The sequence below is a fragment of the Candidatus Endoriftia persephonae genome (assembly GCF_023733635.1).
Lineage (GTDB): Bacteria > Pseudomonadota > Gammaproteobacteria > Chromatiales > Chromatiaceae > Endoriftia > Endoriftia persephonae.
This window is the reverse complement of the sequence record NZ_CP090569.1, coordinates 1,251,593-1,271,194: the sequence shown is the minus strand read 5'-3', so window position 1 is coordinate 1,271,194 and position 19,602 is coordinate 1,251,593. Positions and strand designations below refer to the sequence as shown.

Genomic DNA, 19,602 nt, shown 5'->3' with positions numbered 1-19,602 from the left:
CTGTTATGCTGGCGGAAGGACAACGGACTGTCCTCAGCTTAATGAGTAACTGACGGGCACTTTCACCCACCGCTTACACCTACACTTTGCCTCAGCCCCCACCGGCAGCACTCGCACAACACGGGACTTAATCACCACCCCATCAAACAGCACCTGACCACAATCACAGCGTACTACGGGACGGATAGACTGGACAGGATCAGTAATTGCCATCATCAGGAAGCTCCGGTTCGTATTGAAAGCCATTATCCCCCGGATAGGGGCGGCTGTGGTCGACCTCACCAGTGACGATCGCCTCGGGAATGCCGTCCGGGAAAGCCAGGCAGATGAGGGATCCCTCAACCGAGTCGATTCTGTGTAGACAATTCATGCACTGTTTACTGACCACCTGTGTATTCTCCTGATTCAATCTGTCTGATAAGTGCCAGCAGGTCTGGGTCGAGCAGATCGCTGCGCCCCAAGCGGTAGAGGGAGTAGGACTCGGCGAACCACTCCTTGTGGTTGGTTCTCGAGTACCGCGTGGGAAAGGTTCTGCCCGGTTTCTTGAATAATTTTAGAAGATCCGCCTCGAGGGGCGGGGCCTGGTAACTAGTAGCATCACTCACCCCGAGCTGCTGATGGATGTGGTGCCCAAACTCATGCCAGATGGTGGATTTGTACTTCTCCTCGGGCAAGGAGAAGTAGGCATCTGAGAGCGCTGGGGCTACATCCGGACTACCAGGCTTCCAGGTGGACGGTGGATTGGTGACCACTTCGACGGGCACGCCCTGCTCCAGCCGTTTCAGGCGATTCTCCAGGTTCTGGATGTCCTTCAGATAGGCCTGTTTTATCTGCTCTTTGGTGCTCGCTGGGCCTTGGTAGGTTTCAAGCCATTTATCGAGGATCTCTCGCTTCTGTTTGACCAACCCCTTGTGGTGGGCGATCGCCTCCTGCTGCGTCATCCGCGTGCCGAAGTAGCGGTTATTGTACTTGCTGATGGCAAGCACCCCATCACCCATCGAGGCAGCGGCCTGGCCGGCTGCAGTATTCACGCCCCGGAGCGCCGGAAGCCCCAGTTTTTCGGCGACCTGATCCACCTCATGCAGCATCCGGTTGGTGGCGTTTGCCGTCTCCACCTTGAGGCCAGAAAAGCTGATCTTGTTGAACTTCTTCTCCCGAATCTGCTTGGGAAGAAACTTGGGCCCATGACGGAAGCGAATCGTGAACTCGCCGTTGGCCTCTTTGGGATAGTGGTGGGCCCGGCCCTTGGTGACGTACTGCTTGGCGATCTTGTTGGCTTGGGGCAGGTTCTCAGCCACCGGGAACCCCTCCGGGAATGAGGTCTTGATGATCACCCCGCTGCTGTCTGGCTGAACTCCTTCGGTAGTCGGGGCCTTGCTACCGGGGATCGCCCCTTTGATGTCGATGCCCTTGCGGGCGTACTTCTTCTTCAGAATCTGCCAGGGGGTGGCAATTTCCTGCTCTGTCAGAACACCCTGTTTGAGCGCCGCCTGCTTGACCCTAGCACCGAGCACATCTGACTGCACTCCCGCATCCTGACGCTTCAGCCAGTCGATGCGGGTCTCCTTGCCTTTCCTGTCGTCTTCACTCACCTCATCATCAAACACCACCTCAACAAAGCTGAGCGTGTTGGGGTGCGCCGGCCATGGATTCTTTCCCTTTGGATAGACACCAGGACCCAGGCCATAGCGGTTGACCTTGGCGTGCATATCGCAGATGTCGGTGCGGGGATGGTTCGGCGATAGAAGGAACCGGGTGCCAATCACATCTGGATGATCGAAAGCTGCAGCCTGGTAGGCCTCACCATGAGCGCGGTTGATCTCGGTGCGGAACAGGCGCATGGCGTTGCTGTAGGCGCTGCCCTCCGATCGCATCACCCCATCCAGGATCTGTTCGCCAACCTTCGTCGCGCTGGCGGCGTTGATCTGGCTCTGCACCTCCTTGGGAACTGCCTGGGCGCGGCTGAGGAACGCCTGGGCTGCCTTGGATGCTGACCAGCCACGCACCACCGCCTGCTGGATGGCATCCCCCACCACCTCCCGGGCCTGGCCATCCAGCTTCCAGATGCGGTTGGAGAGCTGCAGGCCATCCTCTGCCACAAACTGGGTGACGAACCGGGCCGCGTCATCGGCGATCCTGGTCAGGCTGGCGCCAATATCCACTGCCTGCTGAAACGGCTCGACGCCGATGTCCGCCGCCTGCAGCAGGCCAGACTCCAACAGCCCGTTACGCTCCGCCGCCATCAGGTTAAGGCGGGATTCCGCCTGGGTGAGCAGATCCTGCATCACCTCGAGGCGCAGGGTGTTGTCATCACCGGCGCGGGATTGAAGATATGCACGGATGTCTTCAACAGCCCGGCGGTAGACGCTCTCCAGCTGCTTGAGCAGTTCCCGGCTCAACTGCCGCATCTTCGCTCGTGCTGCCTTGCTGCCACGCTTGATGGCTGCCTTGGCTGCGGTACGTGGGTTTTCTGCCAGGCGGATGGCGCCGGGATGGCCGTACATCAATCAGCGCTCCTGTTTAGTCATTGCCTGACCGGGTGCTGATGGTGGTGGCGCTCTCCCCTTTTTTTGCGTTGCCAGGCGTGATACTCACGCTGGGCCGCTTGGGGTTGATGGCATTGGGGTCGGGATATGGATTCCACTTGCCCCGCTCCTGCTGCTTGCGCTTCAGTTCTGTCTCTGCATCCAGGTTGATGATGTCGAGCACGGTCTGCTGGCTGATGCCAAGGGCCTGCCACTTCAGCGCCCGATCGGCCGCCTGGTTGGGGGTTTCGGTGCGCCGCTCGGCAAACTCGACGCTGAAATCGAAGTTGTCCGGGCTCATGCCGTCTAGTAGCAGCTGCAGTTCAAAGCCTGTCTGGTAGACGGTGGAGAGCTCATCCTGGATGGCGTCCACTTCTTCAAAGAAATCCCGCTTCAGGTCTTCGAGGATGTCCCGACTGAGGTCACCCACGTAGCCGAACAGGCCCTTGGGGGCGGGAGAGCCAGAGAAGAAGGTGTCGAGTAGATGGGCCACGTCGGCGATCTGATCCAGGTTGGCATCGCCCTGCACCGGGCTCACCGCACCCTTTTTGTTCAGGTAGTAGTCGGTGGTGATGCCTTCCGCCTGGTCTCGCTCGACCTGATCCCGGTAAGAGGCCAGCTCCTCCTTGTTGGCCCCCTCGAGCACATGGGCTACCCGTAGCGGTGCCCGCATTCGCCGGCGCAGCACCAGGTCTTCCTCGGTCATCACCAGCTTCTTCCAGACCGAGCGGGCCGCATCCAGGTAGGGGCGGCCCAGGCTGCCCCAATCGTCGAAGTTGTCCGGGGTGAGGCGGCCCAGGGTGAGCTGCCAGAGCGCGAAGGTGAACAGGATGGCGCCGTTGGCCAGGTCGTGTTGTTCATAGGCCAGGCGCGGGTCGAGAAACTGCCCGTTCTGCCCGACCTTTGGCAGGATGGTTTCAGCGGGCATTCGCACCCCCTGTAGCACGCTGCGGCGCTCATGGTCGAGTACCCACTGCATGGGCAGGTTACCCTCCATCAGCAGGCCCCGGGCATCGCTCAGCAGCTTGGGCGACTGCTGCAGCTTCAGGCGGCGCTCGAACCGATCCCATGCCTTTCGCACACTGGTGGTTTGATTTGGGTTCTTCAGCTTCAGCCCACCCTTGATCACCGCCGCGGCGGTGCGCCGATGGATCTTCTTTACCCGCAGATCCTCCCGATCCATCTGCCGGATCTCCAGGATGGCGCTGCGCAGCTCTGGATCGACCCACATCTGCCGGTAGATGTACTTAATCTGATCTTCTGGGGTGGGCCGGCGACCACGCTCAGAGGTCGGGCCAGGGTAGACACCGACCTGGCGGTGCGCTTGCAGGATGGCACTGGCCGGCAACGGGCCTAGCAGGCGCTGATACTTGTCCTGGATGGCTGAGAGTTTGTGCATGGTCAGATCCTCGTGCTTAGGCCGTTCCAGGCTGGAAGGTAACGTGCCAGTACCCCTGATCAAGTTTTACAGCGAACTCATCACCCAATCGATCATCTATCTGCTCAGTGATCAGATCGTGAAACATTGCAAAAATAGGGTGGATTGAAATCGCAAAGCCGCCAGGCGCTGCCTTGAGTTCGCAGCGCCAGCTGTTTTCCATGAAGTAGATACCCACCGCCATGGCGGCTAAGGCGACTTCTGGCTGAAGTCCGGCAAGCGACAGCCCGTTGGCCCCTGAGTTGATTCTCATATCGCTCCTTTCATCAATTCTGTCCGACACCGTGTGCGTGTCAGGATGGAGGTGGAGACCTGCACGGCACCGCGTGTAGCCAGCCCCCAGACGGCAGCCATGGCGGCGTCAAACAGGTCATCTCCGATTTTGCTGTCTGCCTGCTTGTAGCTGGCGTAGCTGGTTTTGGTCGGCACGGCGACGATGTTTGGCAGCTGCCGGGTGAGCATGCGCATGTCGGCCAGGATGGGATCCAGCAGGCTCTCCTCCTGATCATCCAGGTAGGGGATGGCGGCCTGGTTGTTGTGGAAGGCACCGCGCAGGGCGGAGGCCATGTTGTGTTTGACCATGCCCTCAAATCGGATCGGTGAAAAAGGCCACTCGGGCCAGGTGCTGGCGGTGCTGTCACCATCGCCAACGGTGCGGCGGTCGATGTGGGTCAGGCCCTCTGCATAGAGTTCGTCGTTCAGCTGGGTCAGCATGCCCACGCCGTAGGCATCGCCAAAGGCGGTATCCGGCTGAAAATAGTCCCAGAAACCGATCAGATCCCGCTTCACCACCTGATCATCGGCACCTGGAGACCAGGTTTTGCAGAAGGGGAAGGTGGTGTAGTTGCCGATCTGTTCGACCACCACCAGGGCGTGTTTGGAGCTTTTCGGATCTTCGCCATGGCCGCCGGCATCGTAGCCAAAACCAAGCAGGCCGCGCTTGACATGCTTCACTCCGGGCAGCGGCTCCAGGATGGACAGATTGGCCATCAGCCCTACCTGCAAGGCCCGGCGCACGTAGGTCTCCCAGATCAGGTTGCGACTGGCGGTGTTCACGCACAGCAACTGGCGGGTGTATTCGTCTGGAGAGAGCTGGCTCTTCATGTTCGCCATGAACTGTTTGTTCAGCAGACCCAGTTCGGCGCCGGTAAGCGCATTGGCGATGGGGACTGGGTAGCTGTAGCTCTCCAGATCCACCGCCTCTTCATCCATCTCGCCCATGGCAATGTAGGCGCGGATCTGGTCTGTGGCTTTCTCACCATGCAGGCAGCCCAGGGCGTGGTATTTGCCGGAGCTCAGCAGGTCGGTGAGGGTATCGGCCCCCTTGAAAACACCGGTAATGCGGATCTCCGGCTCATTCTCTGAGTCTGACGCGGCCCCCAGGCGGCGGGCGGCGCCCATCATCAGCAGGAAACGGGAGAAGAGCCGGTCTTTTGGCATGTCGTCTACCTCCTCGAGGGAGGCAGAGGTCAGATCACCACCGTCCACCTGGGCCATGATGCCGTAGGCTCTGGATTTTGACCGGTTGGTAAATTCGTAATAGGTATCAGCAAACTGCCGGCGGCCAGATTTGAAATTGATCCAGGCCTCGAGAATGGGGGAACGGCGGATGGCGTCCAGATGACACCCAAGATTGACCAGGCTCTGCGCCTCATGCGGCGCGACGATGCCAAGTTCCTGGTCTGATTTGGTGGCGTTCTTCTTGAGCTCGTACATCTCCTTGATCGCCGTCTTACCGGTGCGGCGGCTGGAGAAGTCGATGGTGTTGGGGTGCCGGTCCATCTCGAGGCACTTCAGCACCTGGATGGGGTCCAGATCTACGTTGTGGACGTGCTTGTGCCACATGGCGTGATCTTGGGCGTAGCGCATCACCTCACGCTCGGCCAGGTTCTGCATGCGGATCCGCTGGGCGGCTGAGACCCGATCACTCACGAACCACCTCAGCATCGGCATCTACAGTGACCGGCTCCCTGGCCGGGGTGTAACTGTTGCCGATCAGCGTCTGCAAGTGCTCCAGCTGCTGTTGAGTCTGGCGCTGGTACTCCAGAGCCTCCTGCTGGCTGCCCTTTTCGTGGTCCAGGTACCCACGAATGCTCTCCTGCTCATCCTGCGCCTTGGGCGTCATGCCCATGTCCTCGAGGGTCATCTTGTTCTTGCTGATGTAGTCCATCAGCAGCTTCAACAGGGGGTGGGCCTCGATCTTCTCCAGCTGGATCCATTCATCCGTCTCGGCATCCCTGAATCGCGCCAGGTGGAAGATGCCATCCTTGTCGTAGTACCACTCGGGGGATTTGATCCGCGGCCCACCATCCTGAGCGATCGCCAGGATCATGTCGTCAATCAGGGCCTGGATGTGGGCCTGGGTCCTGGCCCGAAACGCCTGCAACTTGGAGGGGTCACCAGACTCAAAGGCGATCTGATGGCGCAGCAGCAGCTCGGTGCGCTTCAGGCAGCCGCCGAAGTCTAGGCACTCCAGGTCAGTGCGATACTCGCAGCCGTTGCAGTGGGGGTATCCGCCAGGCTTGGCCGGGTAGTAGGTGGCGGTATCGGCCCGCAGACCATGTTTCAGCGCATTGAACTTGCAGCGACGCTTGCCCTCATCCGTGGTCGGGCCGGTCGCGCTTGCATGCGCAAGCATAAGATTCCGCTCCCAGGCGGCCTGGGATGCGGTATCATTGCAGTTTGGGCATTCGGCTGAGTATGAGAATGGGTGGTGCGCCAGTTCAGGAGCCTCACTGACAAACTTCGGCTCAGCGCGGAATTTATGGCCGCACTGGCGACAATGGAAATTCACTTCTGGTAGAGGATCAAGCTTTGAGATGCCCAAGAATCACGCCGTCTTCCTGTGGAACCGATCTGGCAGCCAAACCACCAGAGATTTTGTTCCCAGTAAGGCGCGATCGCGGAGCCATACAAAACAAGGGCTTAGCGAGAAATTGCTAGGCCCTTTGTTTTTTAGGTCACCTCAAAACCAGCCAACCGCTCAAACATGCCCAATTTCTCATCTATCACCAAAATTATGCCATGATTCGCGGCTTGTTCCTCCCGCATGGGCCGCGCAAAGGTCTTCCATTCAAGTGCATCCCCTTGGCTTTGCCCCAGATAGGCTCGGATAGATCAACAGAGGCCCCAACCTGCGCCAGATCTTTCGCATTTTCGCCATCATCCTGTCAATGTTCCCTTCTTGCTGGCAAAGATAGGGTAGATCGGCATCGTTCACCTCGTTATGGCATTTTACAGCCTTAACTCGGTGCCAGATTTAGTAACCACTTCAAGAAGAAGCGACCTAAAAGTCCTGGGCAGAAAACTGATGTATCATGAAAGAAAAGGAAGATCACCGAGTCAAAACCCCTCGCACACCGCCCATTGGTGGCGCAATTTTTGCCTGCGCACATCAACTGATGCCCCCTCACACCCCAAGATGCGATTGTTCATTCAGCGCCAGACTACACATAATCTGAAAGGCCGCTATCCTTGTGGAAAGGAACCCATTCCAAAAATCTGGGCATGTAGACCAACAATAACGGCGAACCAGTCACAAGAGGGGAGCGCCTTGCATGCCAATGATGTAGAAGGAAGATTCGGATTTAGTTATCCTTCCCGTTTGACACGAAATCACTGAGTATCAACCTGTGGCCCGCATGGTGACATTCATCAAAGCCGACTCTATGAGGCACACTCTACAACGAATCATCTTCGCGGCGGCACTACTGCCAGGAGGCAGCTTCGCTTTGGGGCTAGGTCAGATTGAAACCCACTCATACCTGAACACCCCTCTCGATGCGGAAATTGCTCTTGTCGCTGCAGATGATGTCGACCTTTCGGACTATCGACTGCGACTTATCCGAGACAACGATAAGCGTCAAGCCTACAGCGGGAACCTGTTCGCCCTTGAGTCACTAAGATTCAACTTCCATCAGTCCGAAAAAGATAAGCCGGTCATCCGCGTCACTTCAAAGCGCACAGTACGGGAGCCTTTCGTCACCTTCACCCTAGAACTCACCGGACCAAAAGTCAGGATACAACGGGACTACACGGTTTTACTTGACCCTAAACCCTACATCAGAAAAGCAAGCGCGAAGTCTGCACCTGCGACCCGCCGCCCACGCCCCAAAAGGCCCAAGCCTGTTAAAACCGCGCCCAAGGTGCAACAGGAGAGCTTCAACGCAGATGTATATGGCCCGGTCCGGGGCGGTGAAACCCTGTCGCAGATTGCACAACGCACCCGCCCCAGCAGTGGCGTTTCCACGCATCAGATGACACAGGCCTTGTTTCGCCACAACCCCCAGGCTTTCATCAATGGAAACATCAATCTGCTGCGCAAAGGGGCCAAGCTAGCCATCCCGAGCCGCGAGCAGATCCGGCAAGCCACCCGGGCACCCCAACCAAAGCCGTCCACTCCAGCATCTCAGACAGCCGCGCCCGTGACCGAATCGGTGGCTACCGCTCCGCCAGAGACAAAGAAGCCAGAGCATGCGGAACAATCCGGCATCGCTGAATCCCAACTCGCGACCGCAGAAGAAGAGGCAACATCAACAACGCCTGATGCAGCCAAACCGCAGGTAGAGGAAGAGTCGCTGCTGCGTTTGGTCCCGGTCAGCAACGAGGATCTGAAACTGATTTCGGACGAGAATCAGGAACGTCTGGAAAATGAGTTAAGCGAAGTCTCCAAACAGTTGGACGAAGTACGAGATGAGAATCGACTGCTTCGAGCTCGCCTGGAAGGGATGGAGCAGATCCTCAGTGAGCTCAGGGAAGAAGCCGTGCGTATCGTGGCAGAAGAGCAGAAAATTGCCGCGGCCGAAGAGTCTGCCACATCTGCTATACCTGTCCCCGCAGCGATTGAAAAGCCTCAGCCAGCGCCGTCTCCAATCGAGATCGCCACTGATACACCAGCACCAGTTGAATCGACACCCACTGACGAAAAGGAGGTCTCCGAGTCGTCTCCAGACTGGATACTGTTGATTGGACTGGGTATCGCACTTATCTTCGCTCTGTTTGCGCTGCTTTGGATGCGCATGCGGGAAGAGGAGGAGCACGACCTCAATGAGTCTCTGACACTAAGCGAAGCTGAAGACCTGATTCCCCACCAGCCTCGGCCATCTCCCGCCGAAGCCGCCATGGAAAGAGTGGCCTTGGAGAAAATCGATGACACTGATGAAAGCTTTGCTCAACAGGTGCTTGAGGAACCAAAGCCCGTCAGCAACCTTGAGAAACTACGGACGCAAATCGATACCAATATCGCCTACGGTCGCTATTCTGATGCCCAGAATGCACTCGATGAAGCACTCCATGAGTCACCATCTGACATCGCACTGATCTCCAGGGCACTTGAGCTCGCTCTGCTCAAAAAAGATGAGAAACAGTTTGTCGCATGGATTGAACAGGTCGACGAATTGCTGTCGGAACAAGCACCCGAGGTCTGGGAGCAGATCCGCAAAAAAGGCCAGGAGTGGCTTCCAAACCACCCGGTCTGGCACAAAGACGTGTCCACACCCATCTTGGATATAGACGACTTTCCTCTGGAGCATGATGATGACTCGGTCACTCTCGATCCCTCTGAACTCAACGAATTTCTTCTCAAGTCAGTGGATGTCGAGCAGAGCTATCCTTCCGATGAAGCAGCCGCAGATGAAGAACTCTCTCAGGTTCTGAACGAGCTTGAAGCCCTCGACCTGAGAATCAATGAGGATGATGCTAAAAAGCCCCACGAGACTGAATGATCAGGATCGAAGTCTTACACATCCACACGAGCCTGTCGGTCACATTGAGTTACCATCAGCGACCTTGCGGAGACCAGCAAAAGAGGCTTATCGTGCACCCTTTGCCAACAACACCACCTCAACCGTCTCCAGCAGAATAATCAGGTCCAGGAACAGGCTCGAGTTCTTAACGTAATAGAGGTCATACTCCAGCTTTTTCCTGGTATCCTCCCGGTTCGCTGCATAACTGAACATCAGCTGCGCCCAACCTGTCAGCCCCGGCTTTACCCTGTGCCGCTCTTCATAATAGGGGATCTCTTGAGTCAAGCGCCTGACGAACTCTGGCCTCTCCGGCCTCGGCCCCACCAGACTCATCTCACCCCTCAGCACGTTGTAGAGTTGCGGCAGCTCATCCAGCCGGGTAAATCGCAGAAAAGCGCCAAGCTTGGTGATACGATCATCATTCACACTCGCCCATCGGGCACCTGTCTCAGCCTCAGCATTGACTCGCATACTGCGAAACTTATGGATCTGGAACAATTTCCCGTCCTTCCCTACCCGGGTCTGGTGATAAAGAACGGGATCACGCCAACGAGATTCAATCAGGCTGGCGAACGCGACCAAAACCATCAAGGGTACCACCAAGACCAACAGCACAAGGCTGACAAAAACATCCAGAAGCCGCTTAAGCTGAATCGAAAATCCACCACTGTAGAACCCGCTTGAGAAGAAGATCCAGCTAGGGTGAAGCAGATCGATCTTGATTATCGAGTCTTCTTTTTCGTAAAAGGTGAGCAGATCCAGTATCTCTACCCCCTTCATTTTGCAATCGATCAACTCGTTCACCGGTAGGCCTTTTCGACGATCATCCACCGCCACCACCACCTCATCCACCGCCATCCGGGTGGCGATATCATAGAGTTCCTGATCTTTTGGAATCTGCCGGCACTCTTCAATCAGGCTGATACTGTCGCCCAGATTGATGTAACCCACCACCACATAACCCAAACGGGAATTTGTGCTGAAAAGATCCTCGATCCTGTCGGCATTGATTCCTGTACCCAACACAAGCACCCGGCGCTTGCGTGAGTCGGCGCGAGTCACCCGAACAAACACCGATCGCAGCATCAGCACGCCGGTTATCGAGATCAGCAGACTAAGACCAAATTCTCTCGGGGGAATAGCCACATCGGGAAAGATGTAGAAGATCAGACTCATCAGGACGACGCCAAAGGCAAATACCAGAATCAGGCGAAGAATCAGACCTGAGGCCCGCTCCAGCACTCCACGCTGATAGAGCCCAAGCGCCACCATCGACATCATCATCACCACTGCGTAGATGATTGACGAGGTGAGCATCTCCGTCCGCTCCAGCATCAACTGCTTAGAAAACAGCTGTTGCAGCATCAATGCCGCCCACACGGATCCAGCAAAGACTAGGAATTCAATCTGCCCGAGAATTAGGAATGACTTGGAGATGAAATAACCGAAGAACCTTACCATCTTGAACTTAAAATCACCTGAAAAAAAGATTCATTGCATCTGTCCAGAATCTGAGAATCGTCATCCACGACACCACAATCATCAGATTCCACCGTCAGCTAAGAAAGGGGATTAACAACTAATCGGGTGCACCCGGCACAGGCGTTGACAGACAGAGGTCGGCCTGACTATCCAACAGGAATTTCTCAAACTCAGCCGCAGGAACCGGCCGCTGATAGAGAAAACCCTGTGCCTGTGTACACCCGGCGCTTTGCAAAAACTCAGCCTGAGCCTGATTTTCAATGCCCTCTGCCGTAACCGAAAGTCCAAGGCTTCTGCCCATGCCAATGATCGCCTCAGCAATCGCCCGGCTATCCATATCATCCGGCAGATCCCGCACAAAGGAGTGATCAATCTTCAGCTTGTTCAAAGGCAGCTGTTTCAGCTGACTGAGTGACGAATAACCGGTGCCAAAATCATCAATAGCCACCGTGATGCCATTTTTGCGTAACGCCTCCAGAACACCGATAGCCCGCTCACTGCGTTCCATGATCTGCCCCTCTGTCACCTCAAATTCGATCTGTTCAGAGGGGCAGCCTGTCTCGTCAAGAATCCTGATGATATTTTCGAGCAGGTGCTTGTCGTTAAACTGCTTGGGCGACAGATTGATCGCGATCCTTGGCACCGGGATCCCCCGCTTCAGCCAATCCACTATCTGCTGACAGGTGGTTCGCGTCACCCACTCCCCAATAGGCAGGATCAACCCCGTATCTTCAGCCAGAGGGATAAAATTCGCCGGCGAAACCATTCCCATCTCCGGGAAGTTCCAACGAATCAGCGCCTCGGCCCCCACCACCTCACCTGTATCAAAACTCACCTGGGGCTGGTAGTAGATCTCAAACTGCTGCTCCATTAGCGCATTGCGCAGATTATTTTCCATCAGCACATGCTCAAACGCCTGGACAGTCATCTCATCGCGATAGAACTGAAAACTATTGCGCCCCTCATCTTTCGCCTGAAACAGCGCGGTATTGGCCTCTCTCATCAGGGCCTCGGGGTCCTGTCCATCCTGCGGAAAGATACTCACACCGATACTGGCGGTGACATAAAATTTCTGATCTTTGACGAAGAAGGGCTCATCAAATCCCTGCAACAGCTTCTGCGCCAGTATCCCTGCATGCTCAGGCTGCCCCAGATTACCCGTCACCGCGACAAATTCATCGCCACTGAAGCGCGCCAGAGTATCCCCTTCGCGCAACTGTCCCTGCAGTCGCCGCGCCACATCCTGCAGGATCAGGTCACCAAACTCGTGGCCAAAGCTCTCATTGATCTGTTTGAAGCGATCCAGATCGATATAGAGCACCGCCAGCGACCGATTATCGCGCCGGGAGATACTCAGCCCCTGACGCAAGCGATCCATGAAAAGCAATCGGTTGGGGAGCCCAGTCAACTGATCCAGATAGGTCAGCTGAACCACATGGTCATCCTGCTCCTGCAGCCGCGCCTGCAACCCCAGATGTTCAGTGATATCGCGACTGGTCTCGACCACCCCGTACATGATCTTCTCCTCATTCAGCAGGGGGCTGAAGGAGGACTCATAGGTTCGCTGTTCGCCATCATCCAGAGTAATGAGATGGGTTTCCGTCTGCGGCTGTTTGGTTTTGATAACCCGCTTCAACGGGCAGGCAGGCATACCATCCGGGTACTCATCACAAAGCGGCTTCATGCCCTGGCAGCTCTGATAACAAGTCGCCTTACCTTCACAGTCACCACGCTCCACCGACTGATCGAGCGCAGCGCCGTTCATCAGCATCACCCCCATCTCCTGATCGATCACTCGCAACGGATCGGAAATGCCGTTGATCACGTGCTGCAGGAAGTTGCGCTCCTCAACGAGCGACTGTTCAGCCAGCTTGCGATCGGTGATATCGATCACCACACCCAGCATCTGATCAGGGAAGCCATCCGCATCACGGTCCAGCTCTGCCTCCTGATGAATCCAACGCACCGTGCCATTGCGCCAGACAATCCGGTGATCGACGCTGAACGGCTGATTCTCCTCCAGGTGGGCATTGAACTTCAGTTTGACCAACGCCCGGTCCTCCTCGTGCACGAAGTTTAGAAACGCCTCATAGGTCGAATCAAAGCCACCAGGCACCACGCCGAAGATGCGAAACACCTCCTCAGACCAGAATAGCTTGTTGTGCTTGATGTCCCAGCTCCAGTGGCCCATATGGGCGATCGCCTCGGCAAGCGTCAGACGTGCCTCATTGACCTTGAGATCGCCCATCGCCCGATTCAGCGCGGTGATATCCCGGGCCACAGCGAGCACCCCATAAACCTTGCCGGTGCTGTCCCGTAGCGGTATCTTGTGGGTGTCGAAGATGTGGAACGAGCCATCCTGGTAAGTGGCCGGGTCGTATGGATTGTGGATGCGCTTGCCCCCAAGAACATCAACATCATCCTTGCGAAAGCCCCTGATGCCATTAGCCGCGTCACCCGAGACGATCTCTGGCGGAAACCCCAAATCCTCATCCGTTTTGCCGATCACCGAGTCGGGCTTGTGTCCCACCGCCTCGGCAAAACTACGGTTGGCGAACAGGTATTTGAAGCTGGCATCCTTAATGAAGATCCAGTCGGGGGTGGCGTCGACGATGCTTCGCAGCAGATGCTCTGAACGCTTCAGCTGCGCCTCTTTCTGACGCTGCTCGGTGAGATCGGAGTAGATCACCACCACCTCTCCGGAGCCGAGCCGATAGATAAAGTTCTCCACCCATCTCGCCCGACCGCTCCCATCGCTGTATGTGAGCGAAACAAACTCGGACTCACCCGACTCCCAGACCCGCCTGAGCGCCGCTGACAAGCCGCTTTTGGCCACCCGTGGCAGCGCCTCGCTGATCTGCTGGCCACTAATCTGCTCGCGCTCGACCCCATGAAACTGCTCTGCCGCCTTGTTGACGTCGACAATGAGAAAATTCTCTCCGCCTTCCACGCAATCGTAAACAGCGACACAGTCAGCCATGTTATCGAGCAGATTGCGGTAGCGGGATTCACTGTGCTGATGCTGCTCAAGCAGCGGCTGGGTGACCCGGCGGAAAAATCGTGCACTCACAAAGATCAGCACCAGGGCGAGGATCAGTACCAGCAGCCCAGTCTGCGCAAACGGTTTTGCCATCTCCAACAGATCGACTCGGCCTATCAGGGCGGCCCCCGCAGTCCCCAGCGGTGCATAGGCGACAAGCACCCACTGATCTCGGAAATCCCGTGCCACCAGGCTGCCGGACTCGCCCTTGACCCCACGCCGCAATGCCTCACCATAAGCATCCGTCTCCCCGCTCAGGGCAACCATCTTGGCCAACCCGGCCAACTCCTCTTCCGCATGCAGCGGTATCACCAGCTGCGCCCCCTGCTTCACACCCAGAGCATAGGCATTGGCAAGCCCTTGATGCTCCAGCAGCAACAGCATCGCCTTGATATTGTCAAACAGAGGGGTAGCCAGATCGAGCTGCAGCGACTCATGTTCTGGCAGCATCGAGCCAATGAAGGCCGCCTGACGCTCAACGCTGAGGATCAGCTGGTCACGCTGAAACTGATACGAGGAGTGGAAAAGCAAGGCGAATGATGTGAGGGCAACAATACCGGTAACCAGTATCAGAACCCTGAGCAGAAGTGGTGTTGAACGGTGCTTTACCATCGGTTTATCCAAACGGAAACAGAGAAGCGTGCAGACCTCAAACCTTCGGGATCACGGCTTGCTCCTCCGCCAACAACCGCTCAAAACGGCGCTCCGTCAACGACAGATCGACCAAAACCGCCTACCCCGGCCTTGGATGTATCATCGTATTGTTGCTGTCGGGGATTCCAGTCGATCCAGAGAATCTGGCGTTTTTCTTGTCTCTGCCGGATCCTTGCCCCAAGGTTACTATAGGTTCAGTTTTCTGCAAGCAGTGCCGGCAGATCGGCTGCTCGATAGGGAGGGTGGGTTCGCAGTTTATCGATCCAGGGTAGAATCGGCTTGACAACATACTTGAGCCGCCAGAAGTCTGGCAGCAACATAACGATCAGATCTAATCTGAAGCTTCACTGCTGTGAATGCACAGCAAAGGCATAAGCGCCATAGCCCACCACCCGATCCTTGAGGCCGGCGGTATCCCCCGAGTTACGCAGGTCTACCAGCTCACCATCTAATCCCTTGCGCTGCGCGACCTCCAGCAACCCCTGCAGCGGAATCCGGCCGCAGGCATCCTCATAGTGGAGTCGCTCCGGCTGCAGGGCGAGGATCGCATCCGAGGTGGTGCGGTCCATCTGCTGAGCCGTGAGATAGTCGTGATAGTGGCTCAGATCGGAGCTAATCACGATCAGCGTCTCCTCTCCGTCCCAGACCTGCTCCAGCACCTCGGCCACCTCAGCGCCGCTGGCATCCCCCACCACGATCGGCAGCAGCCGGAACTCACCCAGAACCCGTTGCAGGAACGGCAGCTGCACCTCCAGGGAGTGCTCCTGAGCATGCGCCATGTCATTCACACTCAACTGCGGTAGACGTAATAGCTCATCGCTCACCTGTTCCAGCGGAATCTCCCCCAGTGGAGTCTGAAAGCTTTGCGCCGAACTCAGCGCCAGGCCACGGAACGCCACCCGGTGGGAAGGCCCCACCAACACCACCCGACTGATCCGATCGGCCACTGGCGTCAAACGATGATAGACACTCGCGGCCACCGGCCCTGAGTAGACAAACCCCGCATGGGGAGCGACGATCGCCTTCGGTGGCCTCCCCTCGCCCGCCTGCCCCAGATAGTCATCGACCATCGCTCTCAACTCTGCCGGGGCATCCGGATAAAAAAGCCCCGCTACTGCTGCTGTGCGTACCCCGCCCATCGTTCCTCCCCCGGATGCACTCAGGCACCCTGACTCGACAGTCTGACCGGCTGCTGCCGGGCACCCCAGTCACCCGGCTGCGCCTCAAATACACCGGCACAGGGCGTGCCACAGAATCGGCAGGCCCCCTCGGCGTTGAGATTCCAGTTACTCAGTTGATACCAGTCCCGACCGATCAGCAGCTCGCCGCAATTGGAGCACCAGGTGCTATCGGCAGCCGGATCGTGCACATTTCCCACATAGGCGTAGCGAACCCCGGCCTGCAGTGCGATCTGCCGCGCCCGCGTCAGGGTCGCCGCCGGTGTCGCTGGATGGTCCATCATCTTCCAGCTCGGGTGGAAGGCGCTGAAGTGCATCGGCACCTCCCGCCCCAACTGCTCCACCACCCACTGGCACATCGCCTCAATCTCCGCCTCGGAATCGTTTTCACCGGGGATCAGCAGGGTCGTCAGCTCGAACCAGACATCGGTCTCATGTTTCAGATACTGCAGCGTCTCCAGCACCGGCTGCAGATGGGCGCCGGTCAGTTTATGGTAGAACCCCTCATCGAACGACTTCAGATCCACATTCGCCGCGTCCATGTAACGATAGAACTCCGCGCGCGGCTCAGGGCAGACATAGCCGGCAGTCACCGCCACCGACTTGATATCCAGCTCGCGGCAGGCCTGGGCCACGTCGATAGCATATTCATGGAAGATCACCGGATCGTTGTAAGTGTAGGCGACGCTACGGCAGCCCAACTGGCTGGCAGTACGGGCGATGGTCTCCGGCGAAGCGCTATCGGCCAGGGTATCCATCTCGCGGGACTTGCTGATATCCCAGTTCTGGCAGAACTTGCAGGCAAGATTGCAACCGGCGGTGCCAAACGAGAAGATCGGCGTGCCGGGCAGGAAGTGGTTGAGCGGCTTTTTCTCAATCGGATCGACACAGAAGCCGCTGGAGCGCCCGTAGGTGGTCAACACCAGCTCGCCCTGACGGTTCTCCCGCACAAAGCAGAAGCCCTGCCGACCCTCCTTGATCTTGCAGAAGCGGGGACAAAGATCGCACTGCACCCGACCATCTTCCAGGCGGTGCCAATACTTGGTAGGAAAGGCGCTGCTCGCCATCATCACACACCCTCTTTCGAGCTTCTAATCTAAATCTAGCAGACCGGCTCGACTATTTAATCTGCCGGGCAGCGGCAATCACCGCCTGCCCCAGCGCCAACCCACCATCGTTGCTGGGCACGGCTTCATGGCTCAGCAGCCGCAGACCCTGTTTTCGCAACGACTCGGCAATCGCTTCAAACAAGCTACGGTTCTGAAACACCCCGCCCGAGAGCGCCACCGTCTGAATCCCGTGCACTTCCGCCAGCTGCCGGACCGCCCTCACCAGTGCGCTAGCCAGCCCCAGATGAAAGGCGTAGGCAATCTGCTCACTACAGACCCCATCGGCCAGATCCTGCATCAGGGCCCGCCACATGGGAGTGGGGTCGAGCACCAGACCGCTCTCCTCTCGGTTGAATCCAAACGGGTAGGGCTCCGGCAGCCGTTCAACAGCCGCCATCGCTGCCGTTTCCAACTCGACCGCCGCCTGCCCCTCATAGTCGATACCATCCGCACAGATGCCAAGCAGTGCCGCCACCGCATCGAACAGACGGCCGCAGGAGCTGCTCAACGGGGAGTTGAGGCCCTGCTCAACCATCGCCAGCAGGACCGCCACCGGCCTCTGCTGCAGGGCGCAGATCGCCTCCAGCCCGCCCCACTGCCGCTCCACTTGGGACCAGCCGAAGCAACGCTGGAGCTGGGCGAAGGCGTTGCGCCAGGGCTCTTGAATCGCCTTGCTACCACCGGGCAAGGCCGTCGTCTGTAGATGCCCAAGACGCTGGCAGCTACGGTAGTCGACAAGCAGCAGCTCACCGCCCCAGATGGTGCCATCCTCGCCGTAGCCCGAGCCATCCAGGCAGATCCCCAGCACCCGACCGCCATCCAGCGGCCAGCCCCGCTCTGCCATTACACTAGCGATATGGGCATGGTGGTGCTGCACCCGCTCCAGCGGCAACCCCTGCTGCTGTGCCAGCTCCCGGCCAAAGCGGTGAGAGCGATAGCCGGGGTGGCTATCCACCACCAACCGCGTGGGATGATGCTGGTAGAGCTGCCGATAGAGCGCCAGGGTCTGCTGGTAGGCCTGAAAGGTCGGGTAGTTCTCCAGATCCCCCAGGTGCTGAGTGAGGATCGCTTGGCCATCCTTGAGCAGACAGAGAGTCGACTTTAGCTCACCCCCCAGCGCCAGCAGATCGGGAGCCTGCTCAAACCCTGGCGGCAGCGCCAGATGCCCCGGCGCATAACCCCTTGCGCGTCGCAGCAGCCGCGGCCGCCCAGCCACCAGCCGCGCCACCGAGTCATCGACCCGGTTGACGATGGGCCGATCGTGCAGCAGATAGGCATCGGCGATCTCACCCAGGCGCCGGCGTGTCTCATGGTTGCCGACGCACTGAGGCTCTTCGCTGAGGTTGCCGCTGGTCATCACCAACGGGTGTTCCCAATCGGCCAACAGCAACTGATGCAACGGCGTGTAGGGGAGCATGAAGCCAAGGCTGGCCTGCCCCGGCGCCAGCGCCTCGGGCAGCGTCTCCCCCTGCTGATCCAACAGCAGGATCGGCGCTGCCGGGCTCTGCAGTAAATCAAGTTCCTCCCGACTCAGCCGGCAGTAGCGACGAATCACCGTCGCATCCCGTGCCATCAGGGCGAAGGGTTTGGCCGGCCGCCGTTTGCGCTGACGCAAACGCGCCACCGCCGCTGGGTTAGCGGCATCGCAGGCCAGATGCACCCCACCGATCCCCTTGATCGCGAGGATCTGCCCCTGCCGCAGTAGACGACTGGCGCTGTCGATAGAATCCCGCTCCTCAGCTGTCAGCTCGATCTGTTCTCCCGCCCGATCCTCCAGCCAGAGCTGCGGACCACAGACCGGGCAGGCGTTGGGTTGGGCGTGGAAGCGGCGATCCGCCGGATCCAGATATTCCGCCTCACAGACCGGACACATGGGGAACAGGCGCATACTGGTGTTGGCCCGGTCGTAAGGAATGCGCTCGATGATGCTCAGGCGCGGGCCACAGTGGGTACAGTTGGTAAAAGGGTAGCGATAGCGGCGGTTGGCCGGGTCGAAAATCTCCTCGCGGCAGGCATGGCAGGTCGCTGCGTCCGGCACTATGCCGGTATGCACCCCACCGCTCTGGCTAGCGATGATCTGAAATCCCGGCTGAGCGGGCGCGGCATCTACAAACGGCTGGCGTTGGATGAAATCGATACGCGCCAGCGGTGGACACTCTGCCTGCAACTGCTCGCAGAATCGCCCGATGGCATGGCGATCGGCCCAGAGCCGCACCAGCACCCCCTCGCCATCGTTGCTCACATCGCCCTGCAGCCCCAGCTGGCTGGCGATGCGCCAGACAGTGGGACGAAACCCCACCCCTTGCACCAGTCCCCGCACCCGGATCTGCTCAGCGGGCATGCTCAATTGGCTGGACTGGGCGATGGTGAAACAGCGGCCCGTAGAGACGTTCTGAACAGCATGAAATGGCCTGTTGAGCGGCGGGAGTTAA

Annotated in this window: 12 protein-coding genes; 1 reads left to right on the top strand and 11 read right to left on the bottom strand. The window is 58.1% G+C overall.

Annotated features, from left to right (window positions below):
* Positions 1 to 199 precede the first annotated feature (199 nt).
* The 6 genes from L0Y14_RS05730 to L0Y14_RS05705 are packed head-to-tail and all read right to left on the bottom strand — an operon-like array spanning position 200 to position 6,601.
* Positions 200 to 388 carry a hypothetical protein gene (locus tag L0Y14_RS05730; protein ID WP_006474154.1) on the bottom strand — a complete coding sequence of 63 codons (189 nt, stop codon included), beginning with the start codon at positions 386 to 388 and terminating at the stop codon, positions 200 to 202.
* Positions 378 to 2,504 (bottom strand): hypothetical protein, encoded by a 2,127-nt coding sequence (locus tag L0Y14_RS05725; RefSeq protein WP_006474155.1) that lies wholly within the window; start codon positions 2,502 to 2,504, stop codon positions 378 to 380. Before L0Y14_RS05725 ends, L0Y14_RS05730 begins: the two co-directional genes overlap by 11 nt.
* 16 nt (positions 2,505 to 2,520) lie before the next feature.
* A complete protein-coding gene (locus L0Y14_RS05720; RefSeq protein ID WP_006474156.1) occupies positions 2,521 to 3,924 on the bottom strand; it encodes a hypothetical protein in 1,404 nt (467 codons plus the stop codon).
* A gap of 16 nt (positions 3,925 to 3,940) precedes the next feature.
* Complete coding sequence (locus L0Y14_RS05715; protein WP_040818982.1) at positions 3,941 to 4,216, bottom strand: hypothetical protein; 276 nt, start codon at positions 4,214 to 4,216, stop codon at positions 3,941 to 3,943.
* Positions 4,213 to 5,916: a hypothetical protein gene (locus L0Y14_RS05710; protein WP_240991597.1), complete on the bottom strand. Its 1,704-nt coding sequence runs from the start codon at positions 5,914 to 5,916 to the stop codon at positions 4,213 to 4,215. Before L0Y14_RS05710 ends, L0Y14_RS05715 begins: the two co-directional genes overlap by 4 nt.
* On the bottom strand, positions 5,888 to 6,601 hold the full coding sequence (locus tag L0Y14_RS05705; RefSeq protein WP_006474159.1) for a hypothetical protein: 714 nt from the start codon (positions 6,599 to 6,601) through the stop codon (positions 5,888 to 5,890). The genes L0Y14_RS05710 and L0Y14_RS05705 overlap by 29 nt, the downstream gene beginning before the upstream one ends.
* Before the next feature lie 1,003 nt (positions 6,602 to 7,604).
* Here L0Y14_RS05705 and L0Y14_RS05700 point away from each other — a divergent pair.
* Positions 7,605 to 9,686 carry a type IV pilus assembly protein FimV gene (locus tag L0Y14_RS05700; protein ID WP_240991598.1) on the top strand — a complete coding sequence of 694 codons (2,082 nt, stop codon included), beginning with the start codon at positions 7,605 to 7,607 and terminating at the stop codon, positions 9,684 to 9,686.
* Between the two features lie 87 nt (positions 9,687 to 9,773).
* On the opposite strand, the gene L0Y14_RS05695 is transcribed toward L0Y14_RS05700, so the two are convergent.
* From L0Y14_RS05695 to hypF, 5 genes are all read right to left on the bottom strand, one after another.
* Positions 9,774 to 11,072, bottom strand: coding sequence for a TIGR03013 family XrtA/PEP-CTERM system glycosyltransferase (locus L0Y14_RS05695; RefSeq protein WP_006474160.1), 1,299 nt, complete (start codon positions 11,070 to 11,072; stop codon positions 9,774 to 9,776).
* A 214-nt stretch (positions 11,073 to 11,286) separates the two neighbouring features.
* Positions 11,287 to 14,841: an EAL domain-containing protein gene (locus tag L0Y14_RS05690; RefSeq protein ID WP_240991599.1), complete on the bottom strand. Its 3,555-nt coding sequence runs from the start codon at positions 14,839 to 14,841 to the stop codon at positions 11,287 to 11,289.
* Positions 14,842 to 15,227: 386 nt separating this feature from the next.
* Positions 15,228 to 16,022 carry an AmmeMemoRadiSam system protein B gene (gene amrB, locus L0Y14_RS05685; protein ID WP_040818984.1) on the bottom strand — a complete coding sequence of 265 codons (795 nt, stop codon included), beginning with the start codon at positions 16,020 to 16,022 and terminating at the stop codon, positions 15,228 to 15,230.
* A gap of 20 nt (positions 16,023 to 16,042) precedes the next feature.
* Positions 16,043 to 17,131: an AmmeMemoRadiSam system radical SAM enzyme gene (gene amrS, locus L0Y14_RS05680; RefSeq protein ID WP_006474163.1), complete on the bottom strand. Its 1,089-nt coding sequence runs from the start codon at positions 17,129 to 17,131 to the stop codon at positions 16,043 to 16,045.
* A 49-nt stretch (positions 17,132 to 17,180) separates the two neighbouring features.
* Positions 17,181 to 19,511: a carbamoyltransferase HypF gene (hypF, locus tag L0Y14_RS05675; RefSeq protein WP_006474164.1), complete on the bottom strand. Its 2,331-nt coding sequence runs from the start codon at positions 19,509 to 19,511 to the stop codon at positions 17,181 to 17,183.
* Positions 19,512 to 19,602: the final 91 nt, after the last annotated feature.